This is a genomic window from Cohnella boryungensis, assembly GCF_042651945.1.
GTDB lineage: Bacteria > Bacillota > Bacilli > Paenibacillales > Paenibacillaceae > Cohnella > Cohnella boryungensis.
This window is the reverse complement of record NZ_JBHSED010000003.1, coordinates 559,583-583,411: the sequence shown is the minus strand read 5'-3', so window position 1 is coordinate 583,411 and position 23,829 is coordinate 559,583. Positions and strand designations below refer to the sequence as shown.

The following is a 23,829-nucleotide window of genomic DNA, read 5'->3' as shown; positions in this document are numbered from 1 at the left end:
CTATATCGTCATCCTCGGGCGGTTCCTTAAATACCAAGAAGCTGTTCCCCAACTGCGAGGGGAACAGCTTTCTGTCGGCAGGGCTGCGCTTCAGCCCTCGTTCGCCGTTTGTATGGATGACGGTCGCTCATAAGGCTTCCATTGCGACCGTTCGGACACCGACGGCTGAAGGGACCAGGGATTCAAGGTGACCCATTGCTCGACGCGCTGCAAAAGCTGCTGCCAGATCGCTTCGATCTCCGAATACGGAATTCTCGGGCGCGTCTGTGACCTTCGGTTCTCTTCGGCAACACCGCCGTCTCCCCGAGCCCTCTCTTCTTCCGTCTCTCGCCGCTCCTCCTCGGCCTCCCGCTTCAGCCGCGCCGCTTCGGCCGACATCCTTGCCAGGCACGCTTCCATAATTCGCCGTCCCAGCTCGGCGTTCGCCTCTGTCGCGTCGGCGCCCAGCGCGAGCCGTCCCCCCGAATCCGGCCGGTCTCCCCAATCGGCCATGTCCATGTCCACTAAATCGGGACGTATATACATCAGCTGAGAGATTTCATATTTGCCTGCGTGGTCTCCCTCGTATTCTCCTTCTACCAGCTCGGGATCGCTGCGCACCCATACCGTTACCGGATAACGGTCCATGAATGCTTGCGCTGCCATGCGCAGGTCCCGCTGATTGCCGCCGCTATGTCCGGACAGCACCATGATTTTACGGAAGCCCGCATTCGCGAAAGCCCGGAGCTGGTACAGAAACAAGTAGAGAAAAGCCCCGGGAGGAATGCCCGTCATAAGCGGATTATTCTCGCCGACCTCGTCCTCCAGCCAGCGCGCGTGATAGCCCGTTTCATGGATGTGATAGCCCATGGACGGCGCGACGACTCCGCCGACGAGCTCCGCCGTTCTGAGACACAGCCATTCGGCCTTAAGGGTGTCCAGACCGAATGCGCTGACTTGGCCGTGCGGCTCGCACAGACCGAGCGGCAAATAGACGATCGGACAATCGTCCAACCGTCTATTGAACTCGTACGGCAGAAGCTCCGACCATAACGTCTTATTGCCAGTACTTCGTTTCATAGAAGTTTCTCACCCATCTGTGATGTTGTCTGATTTCCTCGAATACGTCCTCCGGCAGCGGCTCGCGATCCACGGCCGCGATATTCTCGTCCGCATACCGGGGAATGTGCATCGAGCTGATTGCCGCGGTTACGCCCGGATGATGCAGCACGAACTTGACGGCCAGCTCCGCCAGGCTGTTCGCGTACTTCGGCACGTAAGCCTCCTTCAGCCGATTGACGCGTTCCATGTACAGGCTGCGAGGCAAGTATTCAAAATACGATTTGCGGAAATCCCCTTCCCCGAATTCCGTCTCCTCCCGCAAAAATCCCGTCAGCCCGCCTTCATCCAGAATGCACCTGGCAATGACCGCAACGCTGTTTTCCTGACAGATCGGGATCAGACAATCCAGAGGCAGCGGGTCGAAAATATGAAATACCGTCTGCACGGAATCGATCTTCCCGCTTTGAACGAGCGACAGCGCAAGATCATGACGTTGATCGGGCAGCGACACGCCGATGCCGCGGATTTTGCCCTCGTGCTTGAGCTGCAGCAATTCCTCCATCCAATAATCGACGCTATCCCATTGCGGCCAGTATTGGTGCAGCTGCATCAAGTCGATCGTTTCCACGCCCAGCTCGCGCAGCGAGATTTCCGTGCTCTCCCGCAGCCAGCCTTGCGGAAACGCAGTCTCGATCGGAATCGGCTTGCCCCAGCCTAAATTCCCGGGTCCCTTCGATTGAATCTTCGAGGCGATAAAGGGCTTCTCGCCCTTCCACTCCCGCAAAGCCAAGCCCAATATCCGTTCCGACTCCCCATAGTTTCTCGCCGTATCGATGAAGCTGACGCCTTGCTCCAGACTATGCAGCACCGAGCGGATCAACTCCTTCTCGTCATGCGCTCCGAAGACGCCGCCCAATCCCATCGCCCCGAAGCCCAATCGGGATACCTCGGTGCCCAGCTTGCCGAATGCATTATATTTCACGTTGTCTCTCCCTTCGAATCTCGCCTCGCCGTTTGTACGCGAGCAATCAGGCTCGCAAGAGCTCCTTCAGCTTCCGTCCCGGATCGGACAGCGCCGCAGGCTCCGGCCTCGCGCGTCTCTCGATCAGCATCTCCGCCAGCCGGAATTCCTTCGCGAAGGCGCCCGCAGGTCCCATCCCGCTGACCGCCGCGACGCTTCCGTCGCCTGCGATATGGAAGAACAGCTTGCCCGCTTCTCCCAAATCCCGCGTTACGGTCGTATCGGCTCCGTCCGACAGTCCGGCAACCTGCAAGGTCTGATCGTACTGGTCGGACCAGAACCACGGCAGCGCCTCGTAAGGCAGCCCTGCTCCAAGCATATTGCCTGCCGCATGGGTGCCCTGATCCTGTGCATTGCGCCAAGCCTCCAGCCGGATTCTTCTTCCTCCGTAGAGAGGATGAGGGAAGGAGCAGCAATCTCCCGCCGCATAAATATCGGGATCGCTTGTCGCCAGAGTGGCGTCGACCTTCACTCCGTTCTCGATGTCCAACCCGCATTCCTCGGCCAACGCCGCAGCGGGGATCGCCCCAATGCCCGTGACGATCGCGTCGCACCGAATCGCCGTGCCGTCGGCGAGCTTCAGGACTAGTTCCTCTCCTTCTTTCTCCACGCGGTCAATCAGGACCCCCGTCTTGAAGCGCACTCCCGCGGCGCGATGTCGCTCTTCGACCATAACCGCGATTTCCGCGGGAACGCCGCGCATCAGAATTCGGGCGGCGATCTCGACGAGCGTTACCTCGCAGCCGAGCGCTACGGCGCTAGCCGCAACCTCCAGCCCGATGAAGCCGCCGCCGATGACGGCGATCCGGTTGCCCGGCTTCAGACGCGTCCGCAGCCGAAGCGCATCCGCGAACGTGCGCAGATAAAGCATCTCCTGCGCCCCGTCCCCGTTCGCCGCCAGCCTGCGCGGGCCTGCCCCCGTTGCCAGAAGCAGCTTCGCGTAAGACACCCGGGCACCGCTGGCCAATTCAACCGCATGCCCTTCCCGATCTATTCGAACCGCCTTGTCCCCGGCTAACAATTGTATGTCCAGTTCCCGAAGCCGCGCCTCGTCCACAATCGTCACCGGCTGCGGCGCTTCCTCTCCGTTTAACTGCTGCTTAGACAGCGGAGGCCGCTCATACGGGTATCGGTTCTCGTCTCCGATAATCGTAATCGCGCCCTTCCAGCCTTGCGTCCGCAGTTCGACCGCCGCCCGCGCGCCAGCCTCGCCCGCGCCGACGATTACCATGCCGTTGTCCCTCATGCCGTGCCCGCTCCTTCGCCGTCAGATCTGAATGTATACCTTATCGTTGTCCAGCTTGACCGGATACGTCTTCAGGTCCACGCACACCGGCGCTCTCTTCGCCTGACCGGTAGGAATGTCGAAGCGTCCGTTATGCTTGGGACATTCGATCACGCTGCCCATGACAAGCCCGTTGGACAAATGAAATCTCTCATGCGTGCAATAGCCGTCGGATGCGTAGAAATCTCCCTTCTCCGTACGATAGATCGCGAATGTCCTGTCCCCGTGGTCGAAGCGAATCACGTCTTCCGCCTCGATATCGTCCACATCGCATGCCTCAATCCACTCTCCGCTGCTCATGCTTCCTTCCCTCCTTGTCCGACTCTAGTTGGCTTCCGTATTCAGATTAAGATTGTGCTCGATTCCGTACATATAAGGACGCGCTGTGCTCGGGAGCGGCTTGACGACCACGTAGGCCGGATCGTCCTTCTGCTTCCGCAGCGCCTTGATGACTTCTTTAAGCGCCGCCCACAGGCCGGGACGCGCCGCCGGGCAGTCGTCCTTCATCTCTGCGTGCAGCTTGGCCAGCGCATGGTAGGGTACCATCGGGAACATGTGATGCTCGACGTGGTAGTTCATATTCCAATAGAGAAACCGGCAGAGCCGATTCATGTAGATCGTGCGCGAGTTAAGCCGATGATCCAGCACATCCTCGTAGAGACCAAGATGCTGCGTAATGCCGAAAATAATCACGACGAACGCGCCGTAAAACGAAGGCAGAAATACGAACATCGCCGGCAATATGCTCCCTGCGTAGACGCAAGCGCCGACGATGCCGAGGAGAATAAGCAGATAGACGCGCGCTTCCCAGAACGTCTTCCGATATTGAGACTCCGGAATATATTCCTTCTCCTGCGCTTCCATCTTGCCGAACGCATGCATGAAAAACCTCTTGATCTCTACCGGACCGCCGTATAGATGAAAGATTTGCATGAGCAGGATTTTCCAGACGGGCGGACGCTCCGTAATGATCTCGGGATCGCGCCCGACGATAATCGTGTCCGTGTGGTGGCGGGCGTGACTCCATCGCCACGGCGTCGCGGAGCGAAGCACCATGAACGAAGCGACCTGGTACAGAACCTCGTTCATCCACGGCGTCTTGAAGGCGGTTCCGTGTCCGCATTCATGCCAGCGCGAGTCTCCAGGGGTCGCATACAGTATTCCGTAGGCGAGAAAGGCGGGAATCGCCCACCAGGTGCCCCACGAGAGATACGCCAGATAACCGAGAACGACCAGTCCCCCGAACCAGATTGCCGTATCCCGAATCGCCGGCCCGTTCCTTCGCTTCATCAATTCCTTCATCCTCGCGCGCGGAATCGGGCAGGTGTACCACTCCGCCGTCGCCAGCCCTTTCTCTTGCGCTCTCCGGCTTTCCGGACCCGTAATGCTGTAATCCCGTTTTTGCACCACGATCGCCATGCTCCCAACCCCTCCGTACCTCAATATAATTCGGACAGACAAGCGCGACCGCGTCCCGGATGCGGGTTTCGCCTGCTCGTACTTGTCTGCCGGATTCCGGCTATTGGCGCCCTGTGCAACTGCGCCGCTAAGCGCTTGCGTTTATACGCCCGCCTGCTTCAGCTTGCCGTCCAGAAATTTTTTCGCGCGGGGGATGTCCGCCTCGTCCAGATGCTCGATGATGATCGGAATATTCGGATGCAGCTTGCCCAATCGCTGCAGGTACAGGTCGTAATTCAGGTTGCCGAGCCCCGGAGCCGGAAGCTCCACCGCGCCTGCGCCGCGGAACGTATGCGATTCTGTCGCATCGATGTCGGCATGCTTCTCCGAGGTATCCTCCGCCGGCTTGCAATCCTTCGCATGAGCGATCTTGATCTTGTCTCCGAGCGTATTGAAGATCCGGTTCAGCTCTTCGTCGATGTGGTTAATGTTATGATCCGTGAAGTAGTTGGTCGGGTCCATCAGCAAGCCCAGGCCCGGATGGTTGACATCGGAAAACAGGCGTGTCAGATGGTCGACCGAGCCGATGACGTTGTTCACGTAATTCTCCACCAGGAACATCGAGCCATGATCGTACGCGAACTTGGCGAGGTCCTCCAGCTGCCTGCAGATCGCCTCATAGGCTTCCTCCGTGCCGTTCTTCGGGTCCCACACCCAATCGCTCTCCACGTTGTAGGTGCCCGTCTCGCTGATGACGTAAGGCGTGCCCAGATCCCGCGCGAATCTCAGCAGGTTTTTCAAGCCGTGCAGGTTCTTCTCTCTAATCTCCGGGTTCGGATGAATAATATTCGTATACCCCGAGATGCAGACGATCGGCAGATTGGCGTCCCGGAACGCGTCGCGAATGACGTGCGCCTTCTCGCGGGTCAGATTGTCGGGACTCACGTCCATGTCCTTGAACGACAGGTCTAATTGCACACAATTAAAGCCGTCCTTCTTGATGCGGCTGATCGATTCCGCGAGCGTGTAAGGATAGTATCCGTTGAAAATGCCTACTGAGATCATGCGGGTGTTCCTCCCTTAATGGTTTGTGGTAGATTGGGCAGCCGCGACCTCGGAAAAGGAAACGGTGCGGCCTTCGGCAATGGAGCGGTAGCAAGCGTCGACTGCGGCCATCGTTTTGAGATTGTCGCGGCCGCCGATCTCCGGCTCGGAATTCGTCTCGACGGCTCGAAGCAGCTGAGCCATCGTCCCTTGAAAGGCGTCCGGGAACCATACGCGGTCCCAGGTCGGGCGAAACCACCGGTTCGGTGCCCGCTTCGTCGTGAACGCAATCGTGCTGGGCGCGCGCTCCGGGTAAGAGGGCCAGCCGATCGTCCCCTGAGCCAGGCCATCCAGGCCCACGACCCTCCATTTGATATAGATGTCCCGTTCGGCTCCTTCGCCCGGCCAAGCCCACACATCGTCCAGACTAGTCGCCATCAGCTCGTTCTCGTATTGGAACGTGTACTGGGAAATGCCGTCGATGTGCTTGAAGGTCGTCCTCGGGTCTCTTCGCGCCACTGCCGTCACCTTCTGCGGATCGCCGAACAGATAGCGGAAGGCGTCAATGTGATGGATGCCCATATTCAGAATTTCAACGCTTTCGTACTGGTGAAGGAAATCCTGCCAGTGCGGAATTGCCCGCATTTCGATCGTCGCCAGCACAGGCTCCCCGAGATAGCCCCGGTCGAGAACCGTCTTGAGCGCCCGAATCGACTGATCGTAACGCATGTTGGAGTTGACTCCGATCTTCACGCCGGCATGCTCGCACAGCTCGACGATCTCTCTCGCCTCCCGCGAATTCATCGCAAGCGGCTTTTGACAGAGAATGCCTTTGATGTGCTTTTGCCGAACCGCCTGACGGACGATCTCCAATTGTTTGTCCGGGGGAACGGCGATGTCCAGAATCTCGATGTCCGGGTCGCGGATCAGCTGCTCCCAGGTTTCGTGAACCTTCGGGATGCCTCGCAGCTCTGCAACCGCTTTCGCATTAGCGTACGTTCGCGAGGCGATCGCCACAGGATTGAATCCCGCGTCCCGGTAAGCAACCAGATGGCAATCCCTCATGATGAAGCCCGAGCCGATACAGCCGATGCGATAATCCTTGCGTGCGGGCATAACCGGTTCGATATTCAAGTTCAAATCCAGTTCCAACTCGCTCAAGCGCGCTTCCTCCTTCACAGCCAAGCCGTTGTGATGCTTCCATCATAAAATTCCCGGCTTCCGAATCCGACCCATAAAATCAACTTGTTGGGGGTGTTTTTTATACCTGTTGAAGCGCTTACTTTATTGCCTTGCCGTCTATTTCTGGGTCTGTATCTTCTATATCTGATTGTTCAAGTAAAAACAACTTGCCGGCCTTGGGCTCGACGGCACATGTTTTGTATCGCGCGATCAGATGAGGATAAGGAGGTCTGTATCTTTGCTAGATGATCGTTCAAAAAAAATCCCCCGCCAGCCAATGAAGGCCAGAAGGGGATTGTCCGTTCTATTCAGGATTCTCTATCAGGGATTGATCAATTCGGAGCGTTCCAGAACACGCTCCAGAAGAACGGCGGTCTCGGCGCGAGTGATGTTGCGATCCAACTGGAGTCGATTGCGCTCGCCTTGAATCAGACCCTTCGACACTGCGAAGGAGACAGCCTCCCTCGCCCAGGCCGGCGCATCGCGGTAGTCGTCGAAGCTCTCCAGCTTTAACGTATCCTGACCGCTTTTCAAGCGGCTCTTAACGCCCGAAGCCGTGAGCGCGCGGACCAGCATCGTCAGCGCTTCTCCGCGACTAATCGGCTGCTCCGGACGGAAAGTTCCGTCAGAATATCCGTCGACGATCCCGTAAGCTTTGGCCAGCCCGATATCCGCTTGATAACGGGACAAGCCGGAGACATCCGAGAAAGCCGCGTCGGCAGACAGCCTGTATAAACCAAGCATGCGAACCAGGGATGCCGCGTACTCCGCCCGGCTCGTGCGGCTCTGCCAGGCGAAAGTCGTTCGTCCATCATCCGTGCGTTCCGGTTCCATGATCAGCCGATCGAGCATCTGGCCAACGCCTTCGCTCGCCCATGCCGGCAATGGCTCATCTAGCTTAACCGAATGTCGGATCACGCCATACAAGCTATTGGTCAAGCTGCTGATTCGAGCATAGGTCACTCCATCTCGGGTATAGAAATAGGTCGGAACATGCCGCAAGACCGATTGACGCTCATCGTATACGACACCCGTGGTCATCTCTCCCGCATCAGCCGTACTCGGCATGCGGATCTCGCGTTCCACCCTGCCTCCGAACATCTCTATCGCCACATTCTTATCCCCCGCCTGCAGCTCAAGCCGGAATTCCATTGGCGTTGCGAGCACGCTTGCCCCGGCATATGAAGCTGCCCTAGCGAAGCTATCGCTCTGCCGCTGGCTGGCCGGAGCCAGCGTGACCTTGAAGATCATTTGCTCATAGGGCATATCCTCGGAGAACTGCCCCGTCTTAATCCGTTCCGATATACGGAATTCGGACGACGGAAGGCGATAGGTTCCGCTCCCTGTCCGAATCTCCAACGACTGGTTATGCTCGACCAGGGTTTGGGCCAACAAGCCGTTCCACTCCACCGTGACCGGACCGTTCTCCGAGGAAACGTCTACCGTCACCGTTCTCCATTCCGTCTTCTCTGTCAGCTTGCGAGCAATGGCGGATTCCTCCAACATGACCCGAAGCGTTTCTCTGCCAGAGAGCTGAATACGTTCTCCGAGAGCCAATCGGTTCTGCCGGTCAGCGTCGAACCATACATCGATGCTTCCGACCTGAACCGGAGGCTTCTCTGCGGTTCCTGCGGAGTCTCCGTTGCTGCCGCTGGAGGCATCCGACTCTGCGGTGACCGCAACCGACGGAAGACTTTCCGCATCGTTAACCGTCTGGGTTACGATATAAGATGCTCCTCCCGTTAGCCCGGTAAAGACATGCGTTGCCCCGTCAGGAGTCGCGCTTGCAACGGAGACATTGCGGGAGTCGTATAGGGTAAGCAGCGCGCCGGGCATGAAACCGGACACGGAAACGGATCTTTTCCCCGCAACCGCTTGAACCGCCGGAGGCAGCGAAGCCGCCAGGCCGGAAGCACGCGAGGTTACGCCGTTCAGCCTCTGCTCGACATAATAGTTATGACCCGGCGCAACGTTGGCGAAGGTATAGTCGCTTTGCCCCAGCGACCAAGTGGTGTTCGCGAGTTCCGTTCCGTCCGCTCGATATAGGATGACATCCGCCTCGTACACCGCCTGCGTAACCGAAACGGAGAGCACGCCCCGTTCAAGCGCGGGAGCATTCGGCGATACGCTAACCAGATTGGAGCCTTGGCTTTCCGCGCCGCCGGTCGTTTGGGTCACGTAATAATTCAAGCCCGGCGTTACGACGGTAAACGTATGCCCCGTCTCCAGCGCCCCTAACGTATGCTGAGCCAGCACTGCGCTTCCATTCCCTTGATAGAGCTTTAACTCGGCGCCGTTATCCGCTCCGTTTACCGCAACCGATTGCTCGCCGCCAAACACCTGAAGCCCCGACGGAGCAACGGTCACGGTGTTGGAAGCTGCGCTTTCCGCGCCGTTGGCGACCTGACGGACATAATAGCCGCTTCCTGCCGGAACGTCCGTAAACACATAGGCCGTTTCGCTTCCCGTCAATCCATGCGTTTGCAGAAGCTCCCCATTCGACCGATACAGGTTCAGAGTCGCCCCGGTCTCGGCCCCCGTAACATGAACCGCTCTCGTTCCTCCGTCGAGCAGAACCGGGGAGGGAGTGACGGTCACCGTATTGGAGCCCTGACTCTCCACTCCCGCAACGGATTGGGTCACGAAATAGTTCAGCCCAGGCGCTACGGCACTAAACGTATACTCTGTTTCCAGAGCCCCCAGTACGTGCGTAGCTACCGCCGTCCCGCCTCCCTCCGCATACAGCTTGAGAACCGAACCGCCGGTTGCGGCAGAGGCTTGAACCTCTCTCGTTCCGCCGACCGCCGACACCGCTTCCGGAGAGACGGTCACCGTATTGGAGCCATCGCCCTCCGAATTGTTAACTGTTTGCGTAGCATAATAGCTCGTGCCTGGAGGAACGGCGAGGAAGCTATGGGACGTTTCCGTGCCGGTTAAGGTATAGCTTGCCTCCTCCGCGCCGTTCGACCGGTAAAGCCGAATCGTCGCCCCGGTCTCGGCTCCCGACATGTGAAAGACGCCGACGCCTCCCGACGCCATAATCGCCGGGGGCGCAACCGTTACGGTCGCCGAGGACGCGCTGCCGACGGCGCCGACCTGCTGCAGAACGTAATAGTTCAAGCCCGGCGCAATCCCCGTGAACGTATGCGAGGTTTGTCCGGCAGCGAGCTGCTCCGTCCCCGCTGTCGTGCCGTCCGCTCTGAATAGCGTAAGCAATGCGGCGTCCTGCGCGTTCGTTACGGCGACCTGCCCGACACCGCCGCTGACGGAAGGCGCCGGCATGGAGGAGGTAACGAATACGGAATTCAAGGAGCTCCGTCCGTTAACCGTCTGAATGACGTAATAATTCTCGCCGTACGGAACGGCTTCAAACGTATAGGCCGTTTCGCCGGAAAGTAACGTATGGGAAGCAATCACGCCCCCGCCGGATTGATACAAGGTCAGCAAAGCGCCCTCCGTCGCATCGGACACCGGCACCCGGCCGAAGCCCCCGTTCGCTGTTACGGCTCGAGGGTCCACGCTGATCATATTGCTTCCGGTATACGCATACTCCAGCGTGCTCTTGACGGGCAAGCTGTATCGATAAGATTTAACATAATAATTTTCGCCAGGAGGCACGTTCGTGAATGTATAAGAACTGGCGATCGAATTGGATACGTTCACTTGCAATCTGTCTTGCTCCGCTCCGTTCCCGCGATAAAGAACAACATCGGTCGCATCGGAAGGAATGTTCGTAGCCGTGACCGACTCTACGCCCCCCGCCAGCGTAGCGTCCGCGGCATAAGCCTGATTCGGATAATAGACCGCCAGTAGTACCGTAACTAATAAGAAAACAATGCCTTTTCTGATCATAGAATCTGCTCCTCTGTAGGTCTCAAGTTCCCATCGTTCGATCGCTATGCGATCTTATCGCGCGACACAGACAATCGCTTATCGATATCCCGATTGTAACGGACCTCCAGAACCGGAGACAAGCAATATTTGGCGAATATCGTTGAAATTTGTCGAGTTGCGACTCTGCCCGGGAGGCTATCGAGAATGAGGCGTTTGGGCGTATCTTCGCACAAAGCAAAACGACCCCGCCGCGTTCGTTAAGAGCACGGTGAGATCGTCCCTGCAGTTCACCTTATTCCACCCACATGCACGTGCTGAATTCGATCTCCTCGCCCGGAGCAATTCCTCTTGCCCCCGTCCGTTCGTAGGCGTAGGGCAGATTAAACGCGTCCGTCACATAGGTGTACGGCTCAAGCGAATAGGCCGACGCCCAATCGGGACGAAAGAGAAGCACGTACGGAAACTCAGGTCCAAGCCGGTAAGCGATCGTATAGCCGCTCTCCTTCAGCTCTATCCGGCAAGTGCGGTCCCCGCTGTCGTCCAGCGACAGCAGAGAGCATCCGAGCCGGGGATAGTCGGAGATCGGAACACCCGACCGCAACCGGCCGCTGAACGCCGTCTTCGACGGTTCCCCAGTCACGAAGGCTTGATCGGTCACCGGCCATTCCTCCGCGGCAGGAACCCGCAGCACGATTTCTTCCCCGTTTCCGAACGGCAGCGAGAAGTAAGGATGCAGTCCGAATGCGAACGGCGCCTCCTCCCCTCCCTCATTCTTGATCGTACCGCCCATAGCCAGCCGTCCTTCGTATAGCCTTATCGTTACCGTAAAAGTCAACGGATGAGGAAAATACGCCAGGATGTCCGGATGCGACGAATATTGGAACCGAGCGGTCACGTACGCGCCTTCCTTTTCGGATTCGCCGAGGTCGATCACCTCCCACGGGCGCGAGCTGAGCTCGCCGTGAAGATGGTTCGTCGGCTCGTTCAGCGGCAGCCGATATTCCTTGCCCCGATAAGCGATCCGCCCATCCTTCACCCGGTTCGGAGGGAACAGGATCGGCGTGCCGTAACGGAACTTGTCGAACTCCTCGTCCCGAAATGCGCTCAGGAGCGGCGGAGGCACAAGCACCTGCTTGCTGCGGCACTCGAAACGGTACAGATTGCAGCCGAACTCCGGGGCGATCTCCGCAAGGCTATCCGTCAGACGATCCGTCAGCTCGATCACGTCAAACCCGTCTCTTTCTTTGACCCTTGCTCCATAACGCTTCATGTCGCTTGCTCCTTTCTTCTCGGGCTAAGCTTCAAGCAATGGGGCGCTTGCGGATTAGCCCGTGTATCGCGCGCCCAATTGAGCTACGCCGTTTTCTGTCGGCCGTATACGATCAGCAGCAGCAGTAAAATGCCGCCGTATACGATCTGCCTGCCGCCCTCGCTGATGTTCAGCGTAATGAGGATGCTGCTGAGCGTAGTGAGCAGAATCGCGCCCGCCACGGTGCCGTTGTAGCTCCCCAGGCCTCCGGCCAAAGAGATGCCCCCGATGACGACGGCGATCACCGTAGGAAGCATATAGGCGGCGCCGATGTCGAGGAAGGCCGTGCCCGTGTAGCTCAGCAGCAGCATCCCGCCGATTGCGGAGATCGCCCCGCTTGCTCCGTATACGACCGTGCGGACGACGCGCGTCCGAATGCCCGACAGCTCCGTGGTTAGTCGGTTCATGCCCAGGCCGTAGAGCAGATTGCCCCATTTCGTCCGGGTCATGAAGAGCCAGACGAGCAAGGCAAGCGCAAGCCATAGCAGAACCAGGTTCGGAATGCCCGCCGTTCTTCCCGTTCCCAGCTCCTTCAGCAAGGGCGAGGCCATTCCCTTCGGCTGCCCGTTCGTATAGACGAGCGCTGCCCCTTGAATGACGCTGGCCATCGCGAGCGTCATGACCAGCGGCGGCACCTTGAAGTATGCAATGCCCACCCCGCTCGTGCAGCCGATAAGAAAGCCAACGGCCAGGACGACGATTACGGCGAGAGGCAAATTTCCGTCCAGGCCCCCGATCAGCTGCGAGGACATAACGGCCCCCAGAGAAGCCATAGCTCCTACGGACAGATCGATGCCCTCCCCGCCGGAGAGAACGACGAGCATCTGAGCCAGCGCGATAAAGCCGAGCAGGGCGGAAATGTTCAGAACGTTCATAATATTGGAGAAAGCGCCGAACCCGGGAGAGACGAGCTGCCCCGCGACGAAGATCAGTACGGCAAGCGCGTAGGCGACCAGCGCCTTGTGATTGCCGAGACTCCGGATTTTCCGCAGCGCCAGACCCGGCGCGCCCGCTTCGCTTGTTTGCAATGGGCTCATGCGAGATATAACCTCCCTTTTCAGGCCAACGCTTTCTTCCGAAGAGAAGGAAGAATGGACAGAGTCAGCGCGAAGATGATGATCAAGCCTTTAATCAAATCCTGATAGAAGGAGGACAGATTCGCGAAAAAGATAATGTTGGAGATCAGGCCGAGAATCAAAGCCCCCAGCACCGCGCCGATGAGATTGCCCTTGCCCCCTTGCAGGCTGATGCCCCCGATGACAACGGCGGCAATTGAATTCAGCGTATAGGCTCTGCCGATATTCGCATCGCCGGTAGCCGTCTGCGAGACGATGACCAGCGCCGCCAGCACGATGAAGATGCTGCTGATCAGGAAAGCGTACAGCTTGACCTTCCTCGTGGGGATTCCGTTCGCGTAAGCCGCCTGCTCGCTGCCGCCGACCGCATACAGGTGCCGGTAGATTTTCCGTCGGCGTATGAATGCCCAGATTGCAAGTCCGGCAAGGATGAACAGAAGCGACACCGGCAGGAACGATGCGATCGTCGCCTGATACGTCTCATAGAATACGTAGGGAATGTAGCCCCCCGGCTGCGGCATGATCAGCAGCGCCGCTCCGTAGCAGATCGAGGACACGGCGAAGGTCGAGATGATGGCGGGCAGCTTCAGGAAGCCGACCGTTAAGCCGTTCAGCGCCCCAACGGCAAAGGTAGCTATCAGCGCAAGCCCGATGCCGATCAGGATGCCCGAGGGCGAGTCGTCCATCGTCGCGGCCATGATGACCGTTGACAGCGTGATCGCCATTCCGAGCGACAAATCGATGCCGCCGACGAGAATGACGACGGCCTGCGCCATGCTGGCGAGGACCAGGGGCGTGAAGCTGGCCAGATTGGAATGGATGACGTCGTACGTAAAAAAGCCCGGCTGCAGCACCGCATTAACTCCTACGACAATCAGAAACAGGATCGCAATGGGAAACAGGCTGTGGTGCTGAAGCTTATGCCAGCGGTTATGTCCGTTCATATCGATTCACCCCAGACTATCTTGCTAGTAGGTTCTCAATGCCCACACGATTGAAGAGCAATGCATATGTCTTCCTTGCGCCGAAGCAGACTGCCGCTCTCGCACGGCCGCCCGTCAAGGCGGCCTTGGCTGATTTGGATACGGCGCGTCTATCTCCCCGCAGCAGCCGCGCTTGGCCGTCCCGCTGCCGCAGCGGGGCCTGCTGCCTTCGCCGAGCGCAGCGATGCGGAGACGAAGCGCTGCTCCCCGTATTCGGCGGGGAAGATCTCATCGACGATCTGATCCTCGAACAGTATGAATACGCGATCGCAGATGTCCATCAGCTCCTCGTGATCGCTGGCGTACAGCAGCACGGAGGTGCCTTGCTCGGCCAGCCTTCTCACCGTGTCGTACAGCTCCCGCTTGGCTCCGACGTCCACGCCCTTGGCGGGGTCGCTGAGCAGCAGAACCTTGGGCGCCAGCGGAAGCCACTTCCCGACGACCACCTTCTGCTGATTGCCGCCGCTCAAATATTGCACGACTTTGCCCGGATCGTTAGGCACGATATTGACCTGGCGAATGACCTCTTCCGCTTCCCGCTTAAGCTTCTTCCAGTTCAGCAGAAACCCCGTCTTCCTCGTCGCGAATTGCGGATAGATCAGATTCATCAGCACGTCATGCTGCAGAAACAGGCCTTCCTTATGCCGGTCGCCCGGGACGAGTACGATCCCCTCCCTGACGGCCTGCTTCGGATGCCGCAGCTTCAGCCTTCGCCCGCCGAGCGAGACCTGTCCGCCGGCCGGCTGCTCCAGGCCGGACAAAGCCAGCAGAAGCTGCTCCTGCCCCTGTCCCTGCAGACCTCCGAAGCCGACGACCTCCCCCTTCTTGACCTTGAAGCTCAGGCCCTCCCGGGCTTTGCGCAGCTTGAAGTCCCGCACCTCCAGCAGCGTATCCGCACCCGGGTCCAGCCGGCCGCCCGTGCGTTCGCCAAGCGCATGGCGATGCTCCTTGCCGGATATCATCGAGACGATCAGGCTCTCATCCTTCGCTTCGGTGTCGAAGTCGATGGCCCCGACGGTTTCCCCGTTGCGGAAGACGACCACATAATCGCAGATGCTTTTGATTTCCCAGAGACGATGCGAGATGAAGATGATGGAGGTTTGCCGCGCCTTCAGCTCCCGCATGACCGCGAACAGCTTCTCTACCTCCGACTGCTCCAGCGGAGCCGTCGGCTCGTCGAGAATGAGCAGCTTGGGCTGCTGCGCAATCGCTTTGGCGATCTCCACGAATTGCTTTTGCGCCAGGGACAGCTCCCGCACCTTAAGATCGATTGCCAGCTCCGGGGCGAATTTGGCCAGGAACGCCTGCGCGGTCTCCTTGGACGCCTTGTCGTTCACGAAGCCCAAGCGCCCCTGAGGCTCGATGCCGAGCGTCATATTCTCCCAGATGGTCAGCTCCGGGATCAGGCTCAGATGCTGGTGGACCATAATAATCCCCTGCTTCCTCGCTTCCTGCGGATTCGCCACGTCCAGCTTCGTCCCGTTGAACCAGATTTCCCCTCCGTCCGGCTTGACGACACCCGATATCATTTTGGAGAACGTAGATTTGCCGGATCCGTTCGCGCCGAGCAAGCCGCACACCTTGCCTTGCTTGCAGATCAGGTTGCCGTCGCGAAGCGCCGCGACTCCCCCGTACGATTTGCGCAGCGATTTGGCTTCGAGCAATTGCATGCCTCTTCCCCTCCTGCTTTGAGAAGGAGGGGATACCTCGGTACCCCCTCCTTGCATTGCCGTGCTATTCGAAGTAAGAATTCAGTTGTTCCTCGCTCAGCATTTCGTCCAGCGTATACGTATCCGGCTTATCGGACACCTTGGCCAGCTCGGCTTCCAGATTATCGTTCTTGATGTGCGTGCCAATCGGATAATAGTACGTATTGTCCTTCATCGGAAGCTTGCTCTTCTTGCCTTGCAGCAGCCGGACGCCGATGCCCAGCGCAGTCGCGCCGATGCCCGGAGGATTGTTCTGCCCGTAGGTGTTGAAGCCCTGGGCATCCTTCAGCTCTTTCCACTTCTTCAGGAAAGCGACGTTATTCTCTCCCGTGATGACCGGCAGCTCCTTGTTCGCGGCCTGGAAAGCGTTCACGACCCCCAGCGCCATGCCGTCCTGCGTCAGAACGCCGTCGATCTTCGGATAAGAGGCGATCAGATTGGAGGTGACCTGCTGCGCGTTCGCTTCGTCCCAGTTGCCGTTGACTTCCGTCAGCACTTTAATATCCGGATATCTTCCGAGCACTTCCTTCATCCCGATCAAGCGGTTGACGTTAGCCGGGTGGCCGGCCAGTCCGCTGACGATGACGATGTCGCCCTTGCCGCCAAGCTCATGCACGAACCACTCTGCGAGGTTCTTGCCGAATTGCTGCTGGTCGATGACAACGTTAATCGCCTTGGGAGTCGTCACCGGCTGATCGAACGTGATGACGGTGATGCCCTTCTTGACCGCCTCCTCGATTACCGGATTGAGAGCGGTTTCAGAATTGGGGTCGATCAGCAGCAGATCGACTTTGGCGTTAATCATATTGCGGATTTGCGCGATCTGGTTGTTCACGTCGACGCCTGCGTGCTGCACGATGATTTTCTCGACCCAGCCCTTCTTCTTGTACTCCTCCGCAAGCTGCTCGATCGCTTCCGTCATCTGCGTTCTCCACCCGTTGCCGATGTACCCGTTGCTCATCCCGACGACGATGGGCTTAATTTCTTTGTCGGAGCCCCCTTGAGAAGCGCTTGCGCTGCTGCCCGATGCCGGCGCGGAGCCTTCCGACCCGCTTTCCTTCTTGCTGCACGCCGACAGCACGAGCACGGACGCCAGCACGATGCCGAGTACGATGGACAAACCTTTTCTCATTTGAAAAGCCTCCCTCTGATATGGAACATCCATGATCTGCTCTCCGCGGCGTCCCGGTCTCTCTGCGATTAGTTGCGGGTACGGGCTTCTGCCTGAGACCTAGATTATCACGGATGCCGAACGTCGCAGACGCACAGAATCAACTAAACGAGTGCAAAAATTATACCTAAATGCTTCATGTACGATTGTCGGTGTATTGGCTCGGGCTGATGCCGAAAAACTTCTTGAACACCTTGCTGAAGTATTTCGGGTCCTCGTAGCCGACGATCTCGGATATTTCCTGCTGTCTGAGCGAGGTCGTCTCCAGCAAGCGCTTGGCTTCCTCCATGCGAATGCGCGTGATATAGCCGTTAAAGCTCTCTCCGGTGTAGGTCTTGAATATGCGGCTGAAATAAATCGGGTTGATATGATACTTCTCCCCTACCCAGCTCAGCGTCAAATCCGAGCTGCAGAAATCTTTGATATACGCTTTAACGCGATAGACGATTTCCTTGCCCGTCGCATCCTGGCCGTCGATCAGATGGCGGCAGGCCTCCTCCAAATATTGATACAGCCAATCCACCATCTGCTCCAGCTGGCTGAATCCGGCGACGATGCCCGCGATATCGCCCGCGGAGTCTCCCGAGCCGTCGGAGGCGACGGCCGCTTCCTCCTGAGCGAACTGCTTGATGGCAAAATAGAGCTCGAAGAACAGCTCTTGAGCGTGCGTATGGTTCAAGATGAGCTTCGTGCGAACGGCGTTGCGGAACAGAACGTCGATATGCTCCTTGGCTTTATCCCACTTCTTCTCCTTCAGCAGCTTGACGAGCAGCTTCGTATCCGCGCCAAAATTCGGTCGGTCCGCCTTCGACGGAACGAGCGCGAAATCGATCGCCTTGCCGGTACCCTGAAGCAGCCTCTCCTTCACCGCAAACAACGCCTCGCGGTAAGAGGCCGGTATGCCGGCAGCCTGCCCGTACGCGCCGCCCAGGCCGACAGTCACGCGAATAGGAAGCTTTCGCTCCAGCTCCGCCGCGAACGCGTTCAGCGCTCCGAGGCATGCGTTTCCCTTCCCGGAAGCCTCCGGATGCAGCAGCAGAATAAACTCATGCTCCCGCCGGATGCTCTTTACGACGCTGCCCTCGATTCCCATACCGGTCGCGAATTCGCCGCAGGCCCGTTCAACCTCCTGATAGAGCATGAGATCATGCTTCGGCGCCAGCTCGCTCCCCGCCAAGTCGGGAGCTTCGATCTTGACTACGGCGACTCTGTGCCGGCTGGCCCCCAGCTCCTTGCTCCATTCCCGCTCCACGTCGGCCGGGATCGAAGCGGCCGCATGGCTCGACAGCCAATGCAGCAGCGACTCTTCCTTGAGCTTCAGTCGTTCCCGTCGTTCCCGTTCCCTGCGCCATGCGCTCTCGGAGGCAAGGATCTCCTCCTTGACGGCCAGCAAGGAGTCTCTCATCTCGCTCTCCTTAATCGGCTTGAGCAGGTATTCCGATATTCCGTATTTCATCGCCGCACGGGCATATTCGAATTCGCCGTAGCCGCTCACGATGACAAACTTCACCGTATCGTTGATTTCTGCCGTACGGCGGATCAAGGAGATGCCGTCCATGACCGGCATCGAGATGTCCGTAACAACAAGATCGATCTGGCCGTCCTCGATGACCCGCAGCGCTTCGGCTCCGTCTCCCGCCTCCGCCGCGACGCGCATCCCCAGACTCTCCCAATCCACCTTCATCTTGATGCCGCTGCGAATCGGCGCCTCGTCGTCCACAATCAATACGTTTAGCATGATGGTTGACCCCTCTCTCTGATCGTTCAAGCGCTGTGTCCGGCTTGCACCGCCTCGCGCAATATCGGGATTTCGATCGTCACCTTCGTGCCGAGCCCCTCGGAGCTGACGATCGCAAGGCCGAATCTCTCCCCGTAGAAGCTCTTGATCCGATGCCGCACGTTCGCCAGTCCGATGTGAACGCCTCCGTCAACTTTGCTCTGGAGCCGGTTCGGCGCGGCTTCCAGCCGCTCGATCAAGGCGGCAAGCTTGTCGTCCGTCATGCCCGCTCCGTTGTCTTCAATCGTGAGAAGCAGGCTCTCCTCGCCCGGCCTTACGATAATCCGGATCATGCCTCCTTGGCGAATGCCGTGAACGACGGCGTTCTCCACGATCGGCTGGAGCAGCAGCTTGACGATGGTGCAGTCGCGTACGGTCGGATCGATGATCAGCTGCCACTTGAGATCGTCTCCATAGCGGATTTTCTGAATATGCAAGTAGCGCAGAAGCTGCCCCGTCTCCTCCTCGATCGTCGCCTGATCGTTCCCGTTCGTGCTGTAACGGAAAATATCCGCGAGCATCTGGGTAATCTGACTGATCTCCTTCTCCTGCTTGACGGTGGCGATGCTGTCGATAACCGACAGCGTATTGTACAGGAAATGGGGATTGATCTGGGACTGCAGCGCTTTGATCTCCGCATCCTTCTGCAGAATCTCCGCCTCGTACACCCGATCGATCAGCTGATTGATCCGCTTGAGCATCCGGTTGAAGCTGCTGCCCAGCACCCCGATCTCATTGTTGCTCTTCAGATTCACGAACACCTTGAGATCCCCGCCCTCGACCTTCCGCATGGCTGCGGCCAGCCGCTTGACCGGCTTGGAGATGCTGATGGAGATGGACAGGGAGATCGCAACCGCCAGGACGAGCAGGATGAGATACATCTGGATGGAAAATTTGCCGACCGAGACGATTCGATCCATCAGGTAAGAATACGGAATCGCGCTGACGACGAACCACCCTGTCGCCGTCGACTTGGCGTAGGTAATCATAAATTTCTGACCGTCCAGCGAGGAGGAGAACATTCGCGGGTCGCCATCCCTGGCGCTCCTGATCTGCGGCACGAACGAATAATCCGCCGGCTGGGTCAGCTTCTTCTTGCTGAGATGGGAGACGACCTTCCCTTCCTTGTCCATAATAAACACGAAGCCGTTAGGGCCGAGATCAATATAGGAGAACGTGTCGGCCAGCGCAAACTCCTTCGTGCCCAGCACAAGCATCGCCGCCACATTACCCGTAGACGGGTCGTATATTTTACGCGTCAGCGTCGTGAGATACTCGTACAGCATGGACGGGCTCCGGTTGCGGATCGTCCCCCGCCAATAAACCGGCTCCGCCCTCGCCAAAGCCCGCCTGTATTCCTCGGACTGCTTGTAATCCTCGGGAACCATCATCTCGCCGGACGTGATCGCGAGCTCTTGATCGGCCATCAAGATCTGCGCGCCGACAATCTCGCGCTTCGAGCTTAGAATCTGACTCAGCTTCTGCTTCAGCTTGGCCGCCGCATGGCTCTCCTTCTCCCGGTCGCCTGTCGCCGCAATGTCCCGGATGAGCTGCTGAATGTCGACACCGGATACGATCTGAAGACTGATGTCTTCGATTCCCGTCAGCAAGGCGTCCAGTCTCCCGGCCGACTGCACCATGATCTGCTCGGAGTACAGACCAGTCTTCTCTTCGATTCCTTTGTACGCATTGCTGTAAAGCACATAACCGATCAAGATCGCGGGAATGACGGTCAAAATTACGAAAAAAACGAACAGCTTCCACTGCAATCGACCGAAGAACGAACGGGACAATCGGTTCCAATGTCCGAACAAGGCTGGCGTTCCTCCTTTTCTGACTCCAAATTGTATGCGCTTGCATAAGCTCGTGCGGAGGTTCTCTCACATGCCTTTCCGGGCGCGCTTTCCTCAGTTGTCGTTCGTGTTGTTGAACTCTATTATAATGGACTTTGCATCGAGGTCTAGCCGCTAACATTTTCCCTGCCGCCAAAATTCCCGATTGCAGACGGGCGCGTTTTCTTGTTAAGATGGGGCTAATATCGGCCTTTGTCGCGGAGCAGCGATCCTGCCGCCGGGCATGGGCAATCGAGGGAATGCGATGAATCGATACGAAGCCGAATTCAGCAATCTCGTGAAGGCCTACCGGAAAAGACACATGGGCAAGGGCCCCAGCCGCATCGTCACGACATTCTGCAAAAATTGGGCCATCTGCGAGATGGAGGGCAACCTCTCCCCCGTTGAGAAATTCATGGCGTCCGCCGATGAGGGCAAAAGCTTCGTTCGCGACGCGAGAACGCTGGGGGTGAAGGACATGTACCGCAAGCATCCGCCGGTCGAAATGGAAGCGCTTTTAGGCGCGAAATTCGTCTCGCTCTACCTCGACATCGACGTGGACAAGGATTTCGGAATGTCTATCTTCGTCTTCGACGAGGACCTGCAGCGGAAATTTGGTACGTCTTCCTGAACGAAACATGCTGTTCAACCCAGGATTGGACCCCGGCAGCGCTCCTGCAAGGGACTAACCGCAAGACTAGCGCGCTCTTCTTGATGAAGAAAGCACAGGCTTGGCGGTTTTTTGCGCATGGGCATTCCATAGACGCGGCGAAGAGATGGAGGATTAAAGATGGGCAAGACGAAGCATAGCGGTAAAATCAAGCTGCCCGGAAGGCCCGACCCGAAGCTGTGGGTCAGCAAGGTTCCCTTCGGTCTGGGCAAAGTCAAGCCCAAGCATATTCGGGATACGATGAAGGTCGTCTGGGATAACCGGGATCGTCTTCCTTACGCTTACCGGATATTAACGCAGGGCGTCTGCGACGGGTGCGCGCTCGGCGTATCGGGCCTGTACGATCAGACGCTCAGCGGGCCTCACCTGTGCACCACCAGGCTGAACGTTCTGCGACTGAACACGATGCCCGAGATCAAGCCGGACATTCTGCACGCGGATATCGAGGTGCTGCGGGGAATGGACAGCACCCGCCTTCGGGAGCTCGGCCGAATTCCGTATCCGCTTGTTCGCCGCAAGGGCGAGCGTTCCTTCCGGCGGGTCGGCTGGGAGGAAGCGCTGGATCGGATTGCGGCTAAAATCCGCGGCATAGACCCGAAGCAATTGGCCTTCTATCTGACCGCGCGCGGCATTACGAACGAATCCTATTACGCGGCGGCGAAGGCGGCGCGTTATCTCGGCACGAACAATATCGACAACGCTTCGCGTATCTGCCATTCCCCTTCGAAGACCGCATTGAAGCGGTCTCTTGGCATCGGAGCCTCCAGCTGCAACTACAAGGATTGGATCGGCACGGATGTTCTCGTGTTCTGGGGCAGCGTCGCGGCCAACAACCAGCCCGTATCGACCAAATACATGTACGCGGCGAAGCGCCGGGGCACGAAGATCATCGTCATTAACCCTTATCGCGAGCCCGCAATGGAAGGATACTGGATTCCGTCGATCCCGGAATCGGCTCTGTTCGGAACGAGGCTGGCGGACGACTTCTATCAAGTGAACATCGGCGGGGATATCGCCTTCATGAACGGCATTATGAAAACCTGGTTCGAGATGGAGGACGCGAGGCCGGGCTCGGCGATCGACCACGCCTTCGTAAGCGCGCATACGGTCGGCTTCGAGGAGCTGAAAGCCCATCTGTCCGCTCAGGACTGGGGGGCGCTCGAACGCTCCTCCGGCTTGACGCGGGACCGGATCGGCGAGTTCGCCAGACTGCTCGCTCTCTCTCGTTCCGGCGTGTTCGTCTGGAGCATGGGATTGACGCAGCATCGCTTCGGGACGGACAACATCTCGCAAGTGGCCAACCTCGCGCTGCTTCGCGGCTTCCTTGGACGGGAGCATTGCGGGGTGATGCCGATTCGCGGGCATAGCGGCGTTCAAGGCTCGGGCGAGATGGGCGCGGACCCGTTCAGCCTGCCGGGCGGCGAATTCTCCGCCAAGGACATCGAAAGAATCGAGCGCTTATGGGGGTTCAAGCTTCCGCAGTGGCAGGGCGATATCGTCGGCGTCTCGCTGGAGAACGCTCTGCTGCCCGCGGATCACGAGCGCAAGCTCAAGCTGTTCTACACGTCTGGCGGCAATTTTCTGGAGACGATGCCGGACCCGGACTTCGTCAGGCGATGTCTGGAGAGCGTCGAGCTGCGCGTCCATCAGGACATCGTGCTGAACACGTCTACGCTGGCCGACGCGCAGGAGGAGGTCTGGGTGCTTCCGGCGATGACCCGTTATGAGCAGCCCGGGGGCGGAACGTCCACCTCGACCGAGCGAATGGTCTATTTCTCGCCGGAGATTCGCGGGCCGCGCATCGCCGAAGCGCGCCCCGAGTGGGAAATATACGGCCAGTTGGCTGCGCGGGCGAAGCCGGAAGGAAGTGCGGCCGTCGCCTTCCGGGATGCGGCGAGCATTCGCGGCGAGATCGCGCTGGCCGCCCCCAACTATGACGGCATCCAGCATCTTGCCAAGCAGGGGGATGTGTTTCAGTGGGGCGGCGCTTGGCTTTGCGAGAACGGCGTATGTCCGACGGAGGACGGCAGGGGCCGCCTGCTGCCGATCGAGCTCCCGGAGCTGCGCAAGCCGGAAGGCCGCTTCTATGTGACGACCCGGCGCGGAAAGCAGTTCAATTCGATGGTCTACAGCGAGACCGATCCCTTTAACGGAGCGGGCCGCTTCGACGTGCTCATGAGCCGGGAGGACTCGGCGGACCTCGGCGTGCGCGAGGGCGATGCCATCGTCGCGTACAATCGTTACGGCGTGTTCTACGGCAGAATCAAGCTGGAGGATATCGCCAGAGGCAACATTGAACTGTATTGGCCTGAGGGCAACGTATTGCTGCCCAAGGGCGTCTATGAGCCTTACGCCGGCATCCCGGAGTACAACGCGGCAGTTGTCGTCGAGAAGGCGGAGACGTATCACGCGCTTAAGGATACCCGTTATGTGGAACGCAGAATCGAGGAATTGGAGCTTGAGGCGCCGGAATGAACGGAAGGACCACAGCGCGCAG

The 23,829-nt window shown here is 58.5% G+C and carries 17 protein-coding genes; 2 read left to right on the top strand and 15 right to left on the bottom strand.

Translation table 11 applies throughout. From position 1 onward, the window contains the following. Positions 1-90: 90 nt before the first annotated feature. The 15 genes from ACFO1S_RS03720 to ACFO1S_RS03650 all read right to left on the bottom strand — a co-directional run bounded on the left by ACFO1S_RS03720 (position 91) and on the right by ACFO1S_RS03650 (position 20,644). On the bottom strand, positions 91-1,059 hold the full coding sequence (locus ACFO1S_RS03720; protein ID WP_204600556.1) for a creatininase family protein: 969 nt from the start codon (positions 1,057-1,059) through the stop codon (positions 91-93). Further along, positions 1,037-2,023 carry an aldo/keto reductase gene (locus ACFO1S_RS03715; protein ID WP_204600559.1) on the bottom strand — a complete coding sequence of 329 codons (987 nt, stop codon included), beginning with the start codon at positions 2,021-2,023 and terminating at the stop codon, positions 1,037-1,039. Before ACFO1S_RS03715 ends, ACFO1S_RS03720 begins: the two co-directional genes overlap by 23 nt. A gap of 46 nt (positions 2,024-2,069) precedes the next feature. After that, a complete protein-coding gene (locus ACFO1S_RS03710) occupies positions 2,070-3,308 on the bottom strand; it encodes an NAD(P)/FAD-dependent oxidoreductase (protein ID WP_204600561.1) in 1,239 nt (412 codons plus the stop codon). Between the two features lie 21 nt (positions 3,309-3,329). Next, positions 3,330-3,647 carry a MocE family 2Fe-2S type ferredoxin gene (locus tag ACFO1S_RS03705; protein ID WP_204600568.1) on the bottom strand — a complete coding sequence of 106 codons (318 nt, stop codon included), beginning with the start codon at positions 3,645-3,647 and terminating at the stop codon, positions 3,330-3,332. 24 nt (positions 3,648-3,671) lie between these two features. After that, positions 3,672-4,766 carry a fatty acid desaturase family protein gene (locus ACFO1S_RS03700; RefSeq protein WP_204600570.1) on the bottom strand — a complete coding sequence of 365 codons (1,095 nt, stop codon included), beginning with the start codon at positions 4,764-4,766 and terminating at the stop codon, positions 3,672-3,674. A gap of 141 nt (positions 4,767-4,907) precedes the next feature. Further along, entirely contained in the window at positions 4,908-5,810 is a 903-nt protein-coding gene (locus tag ACFO1S_RS03695) for a sugar phosphate isomerase/epimerase family protein (RefSeq protein WP_204600571.1), read from the bottom strand. Between the two features lie 15 nt (positions 5,811-5,825). Beyond that, positions 5,826-6,950, bottom strand: a complete 1,125-nt coding sequence (locus ACFO1S_RS03690; protein ID WP_378126265.1) for a Gfo/Idh/MocA family protein — start codon at positions 6,948-6,950, stop codon at positions 5,826-5,828. A 342-nt stretch (positions 6,951-7,292) separates the two neighbouring features. Beyond that, entirely contained in the window at positions 7,293-10,823 is a 3,531-nt protein-coding gene (locus tag ACFO1S_RS03685) for an S-layer homology domain-containing protein (RefSeq protein WP_204600573.1), read from the bottom strand. Positions 10,824-11,097: 274 nt separating this feature from the next. After that, entirely contained in the window at positions 11,098-12,075 is a 978-nt protein-coding gene (locus ACFO1S_RS03680) for an aldose 1-epimerase (protein WP_204600575.1), read from the bottom strand. Positions 12,076-12,158: 83 nt separating this feature from the next. Continuing rightward, positions 12,159-13,151 (bottom strand): ABC transporter permease, encoded by a 993-nt coding sequence (locus ACFO1S_RS03675; RefSeq protein ID WP_204600577.1) that lies wholly within the window; start codon positions 13,149-13,151, stop codon positions 12,159-12,161. Positions 13,152-13,171: 20 nt separating this feature from the next. Then, positions 13,172-14,134 (bottom strand): ABC transporter permease, encoded by a 963-nt coding sequence (locus tag ACFO1S_RS03670; RefSeq protein WP_204600579.1) that lies wholly within the window; start codon positions 14,132-14,134, stop codon positions 13,172-13,174. Positions 14,135-14,283: 149 nt separating this feature from the next. Next, positions 14,284-15,843: a sugar ABC transporter ATP-binding protein gene (locus tag ACFO1S_RS03665; protein WP_204600580.1), complete on the bottom strand. Its 1,560-nt coding sequence runs from the start codon at positions 15,841-15,843 to the stop codon at positions 14,284-14,286. Between the two features lie 64 nt (positions 15,844-15,907). Continuing rightward, on the bottom strand, positions 15,908-17,014 hold the full coding sequence (locus tag ACFO1S_RS03660) for an ABC transporter substrate-binding protein (RefSeq protein WP_204600582.1): 1,107 nt from the start codon (positions 17,012-17,014) through the stop codon (positions 15,908-15,910). A gap of 175 nt (positions 17,015-17,189) precedes the next feature. Then, positions 17,190-18,791 carry a response regulator transcription factor gene (locus tag ACFO1S_RS03655; protein ID WP_204600583.1) on the bottom strand — a complete coding sequence of 534 codons (1,602 nt, stop codon included), beginning with the start codon at positions 18,789-18,791 and terminating at the stop codon, positions 17,190-17,192. A 26-nt stretch (positions 18,792-18,817) separates the two neighbouring features. Next, the gene (locus tag ACFO1S_RS03650) at positions 18,818-20,644 is read right to left on the bottom strand and encodes a cache domain-containing sensor histidine kinase (RefSeq protein WP_204600585.1); all 1,827 of its coding nucleotides are present in this window, start codon (positions 20,642-20,644) and stop codon (positions 18,818-18,820) included. Positions 20,645-20,927: 283 nt separating this feature from the next. On the opposite strand from ACFO1S_RS03650, the gene ACFO1S_RS03645 reads away from it, so the two are divergent. Continuing rightward, on the top strand, positions 20,928-21,293 hold the full coding sequence (locus ACFO1S_RS03645; RefSeq protein ID WP_204601019.1) for a Na-translocating system protein MpsC family protein: 366 nt from the start codon (positions 20,928-20,930) through the stop codon (positions 21,291-21,293). Between the two features lie 159 nt (positions 21,294-21,452). Beyond that, on the top strand, positions 21,453-23,807 hold the full coding sequence (locus ACFO1S_RS03640) for an FdhF/YdeP family oxidoreductase (protein WP_204600593.1): 2,355 nt from the start codon (positions 21,453-21,455) through the stop codon (positions 23,805-23,807). Positions 23,808-23,829: the final 22 nt, after the last annotated feature.

Excerpts from the sequence above, each read along its gene's own strand:
- ACFO1S_RS03670 (WP_204600579.1), bottom strand. The coding sequence starts at position 14,134 with ATGAACGGACATAACCGCTGGCATAAGCTTCAGCACCACAGCCTGTTT.
- ACFO1S_RS03700 (WP_204600570.1), bottom strand. The coding sequence starts at position 4,766 with ATGGCGATCGTGGTGCAAAAACGGGATTACAGCATTACGGGTCCGGAA.
- ACFO1S_RS03705 (WP_204600568.1), bottom strand. The coding sequence starts at position 3,647 with ATGAGCAGCGGAGAGTGGATTGAGGCATGCGATGTGGACGATATCGAG.
- ACFO1S_RS03660 (WP_204600582.1), bottom strand. The coding sequence starts at position 17,014 with ATGAGAAAAGGTTTGTCCATCGTACTCGGCATCGTGCTGGCGTCCGTG.
- ACFO1S_RS03655 (WP_204600583.1), bottom strand. The coding sequence starts at position 18,791 with ATGCTAAACGTATTGATTGTGGACGACGAGGCGCCGATTCGCAGCGGC.
- ACFO1S_RS03685 (WP_204600573.1), bottom strand. The coding sequence starts at position 10,823 with ATGATCAGAAAAGGCATTGTTTTCTTATTAGTTACGGTACTACTGGCG.
- ACFO1S_RS03675 (WP_204600577.1), bottom strand. The coding sequence starts at position 13,151 with ATGAGCCCATTGCAAACAAGCGAAGCGGGCGCGCCGGGTCTGGCGCTG.
- ACFO1S_RS03720 (WP_204600556.1), bottom strand. The coding sequence starts at position 1,059 with ATGAAACGAAGTACTGGCAATAAGACGTTATGGTCGGAGCTTCTGCCG.
- ACFO1S_RS03680 (WP_204600575.1), bottom strand. The coding sequence starts at position 12,075 with ATGAAGCGTTATGGAGCAAGGGTCAAAGAAAGAGACGGGTTTGACGTG.
- ACFO1S_RS03640 (WP_204600593.1), top strand. The coding sequence starts at position 21,453 with ATGGGCAAGACGAAGCATAGCGGTAAAATCAAGCTGCCCGGAAGGCCC.
- ACFO1S_RS03665 (WP_204600580.1), bottom strand. The coding sequence starts at position 15,843 with ATGCAATTGCTCGAAGCCAAATCGCTGCGCAAATCGTACGGGGGAGTC.
- ACFO1S_RS03645 (WP_204601019.1), top strand. The coding sequence starts at position 20,928 with ATGAATCGATACGAAGCCGAATTCAGCAATCTCGTGAAGGCCTACCGG.
- ACFO1S_RS03695 (WP_204600571.1), bottom strand. The coding sequence starts at position 5,810 with ATGATCTCAGTAGGCATTTTCAACGGATACTATCCTTACACGCTCGCG.
- ACFO1S_RS03710 (WP_204600561.1), bottom strand. The coding sequence starts at position 3,308 with ATGAGGGACAACGGCATGGTAATCGTCGGCGCGGGCGAGGCTGGCGCG.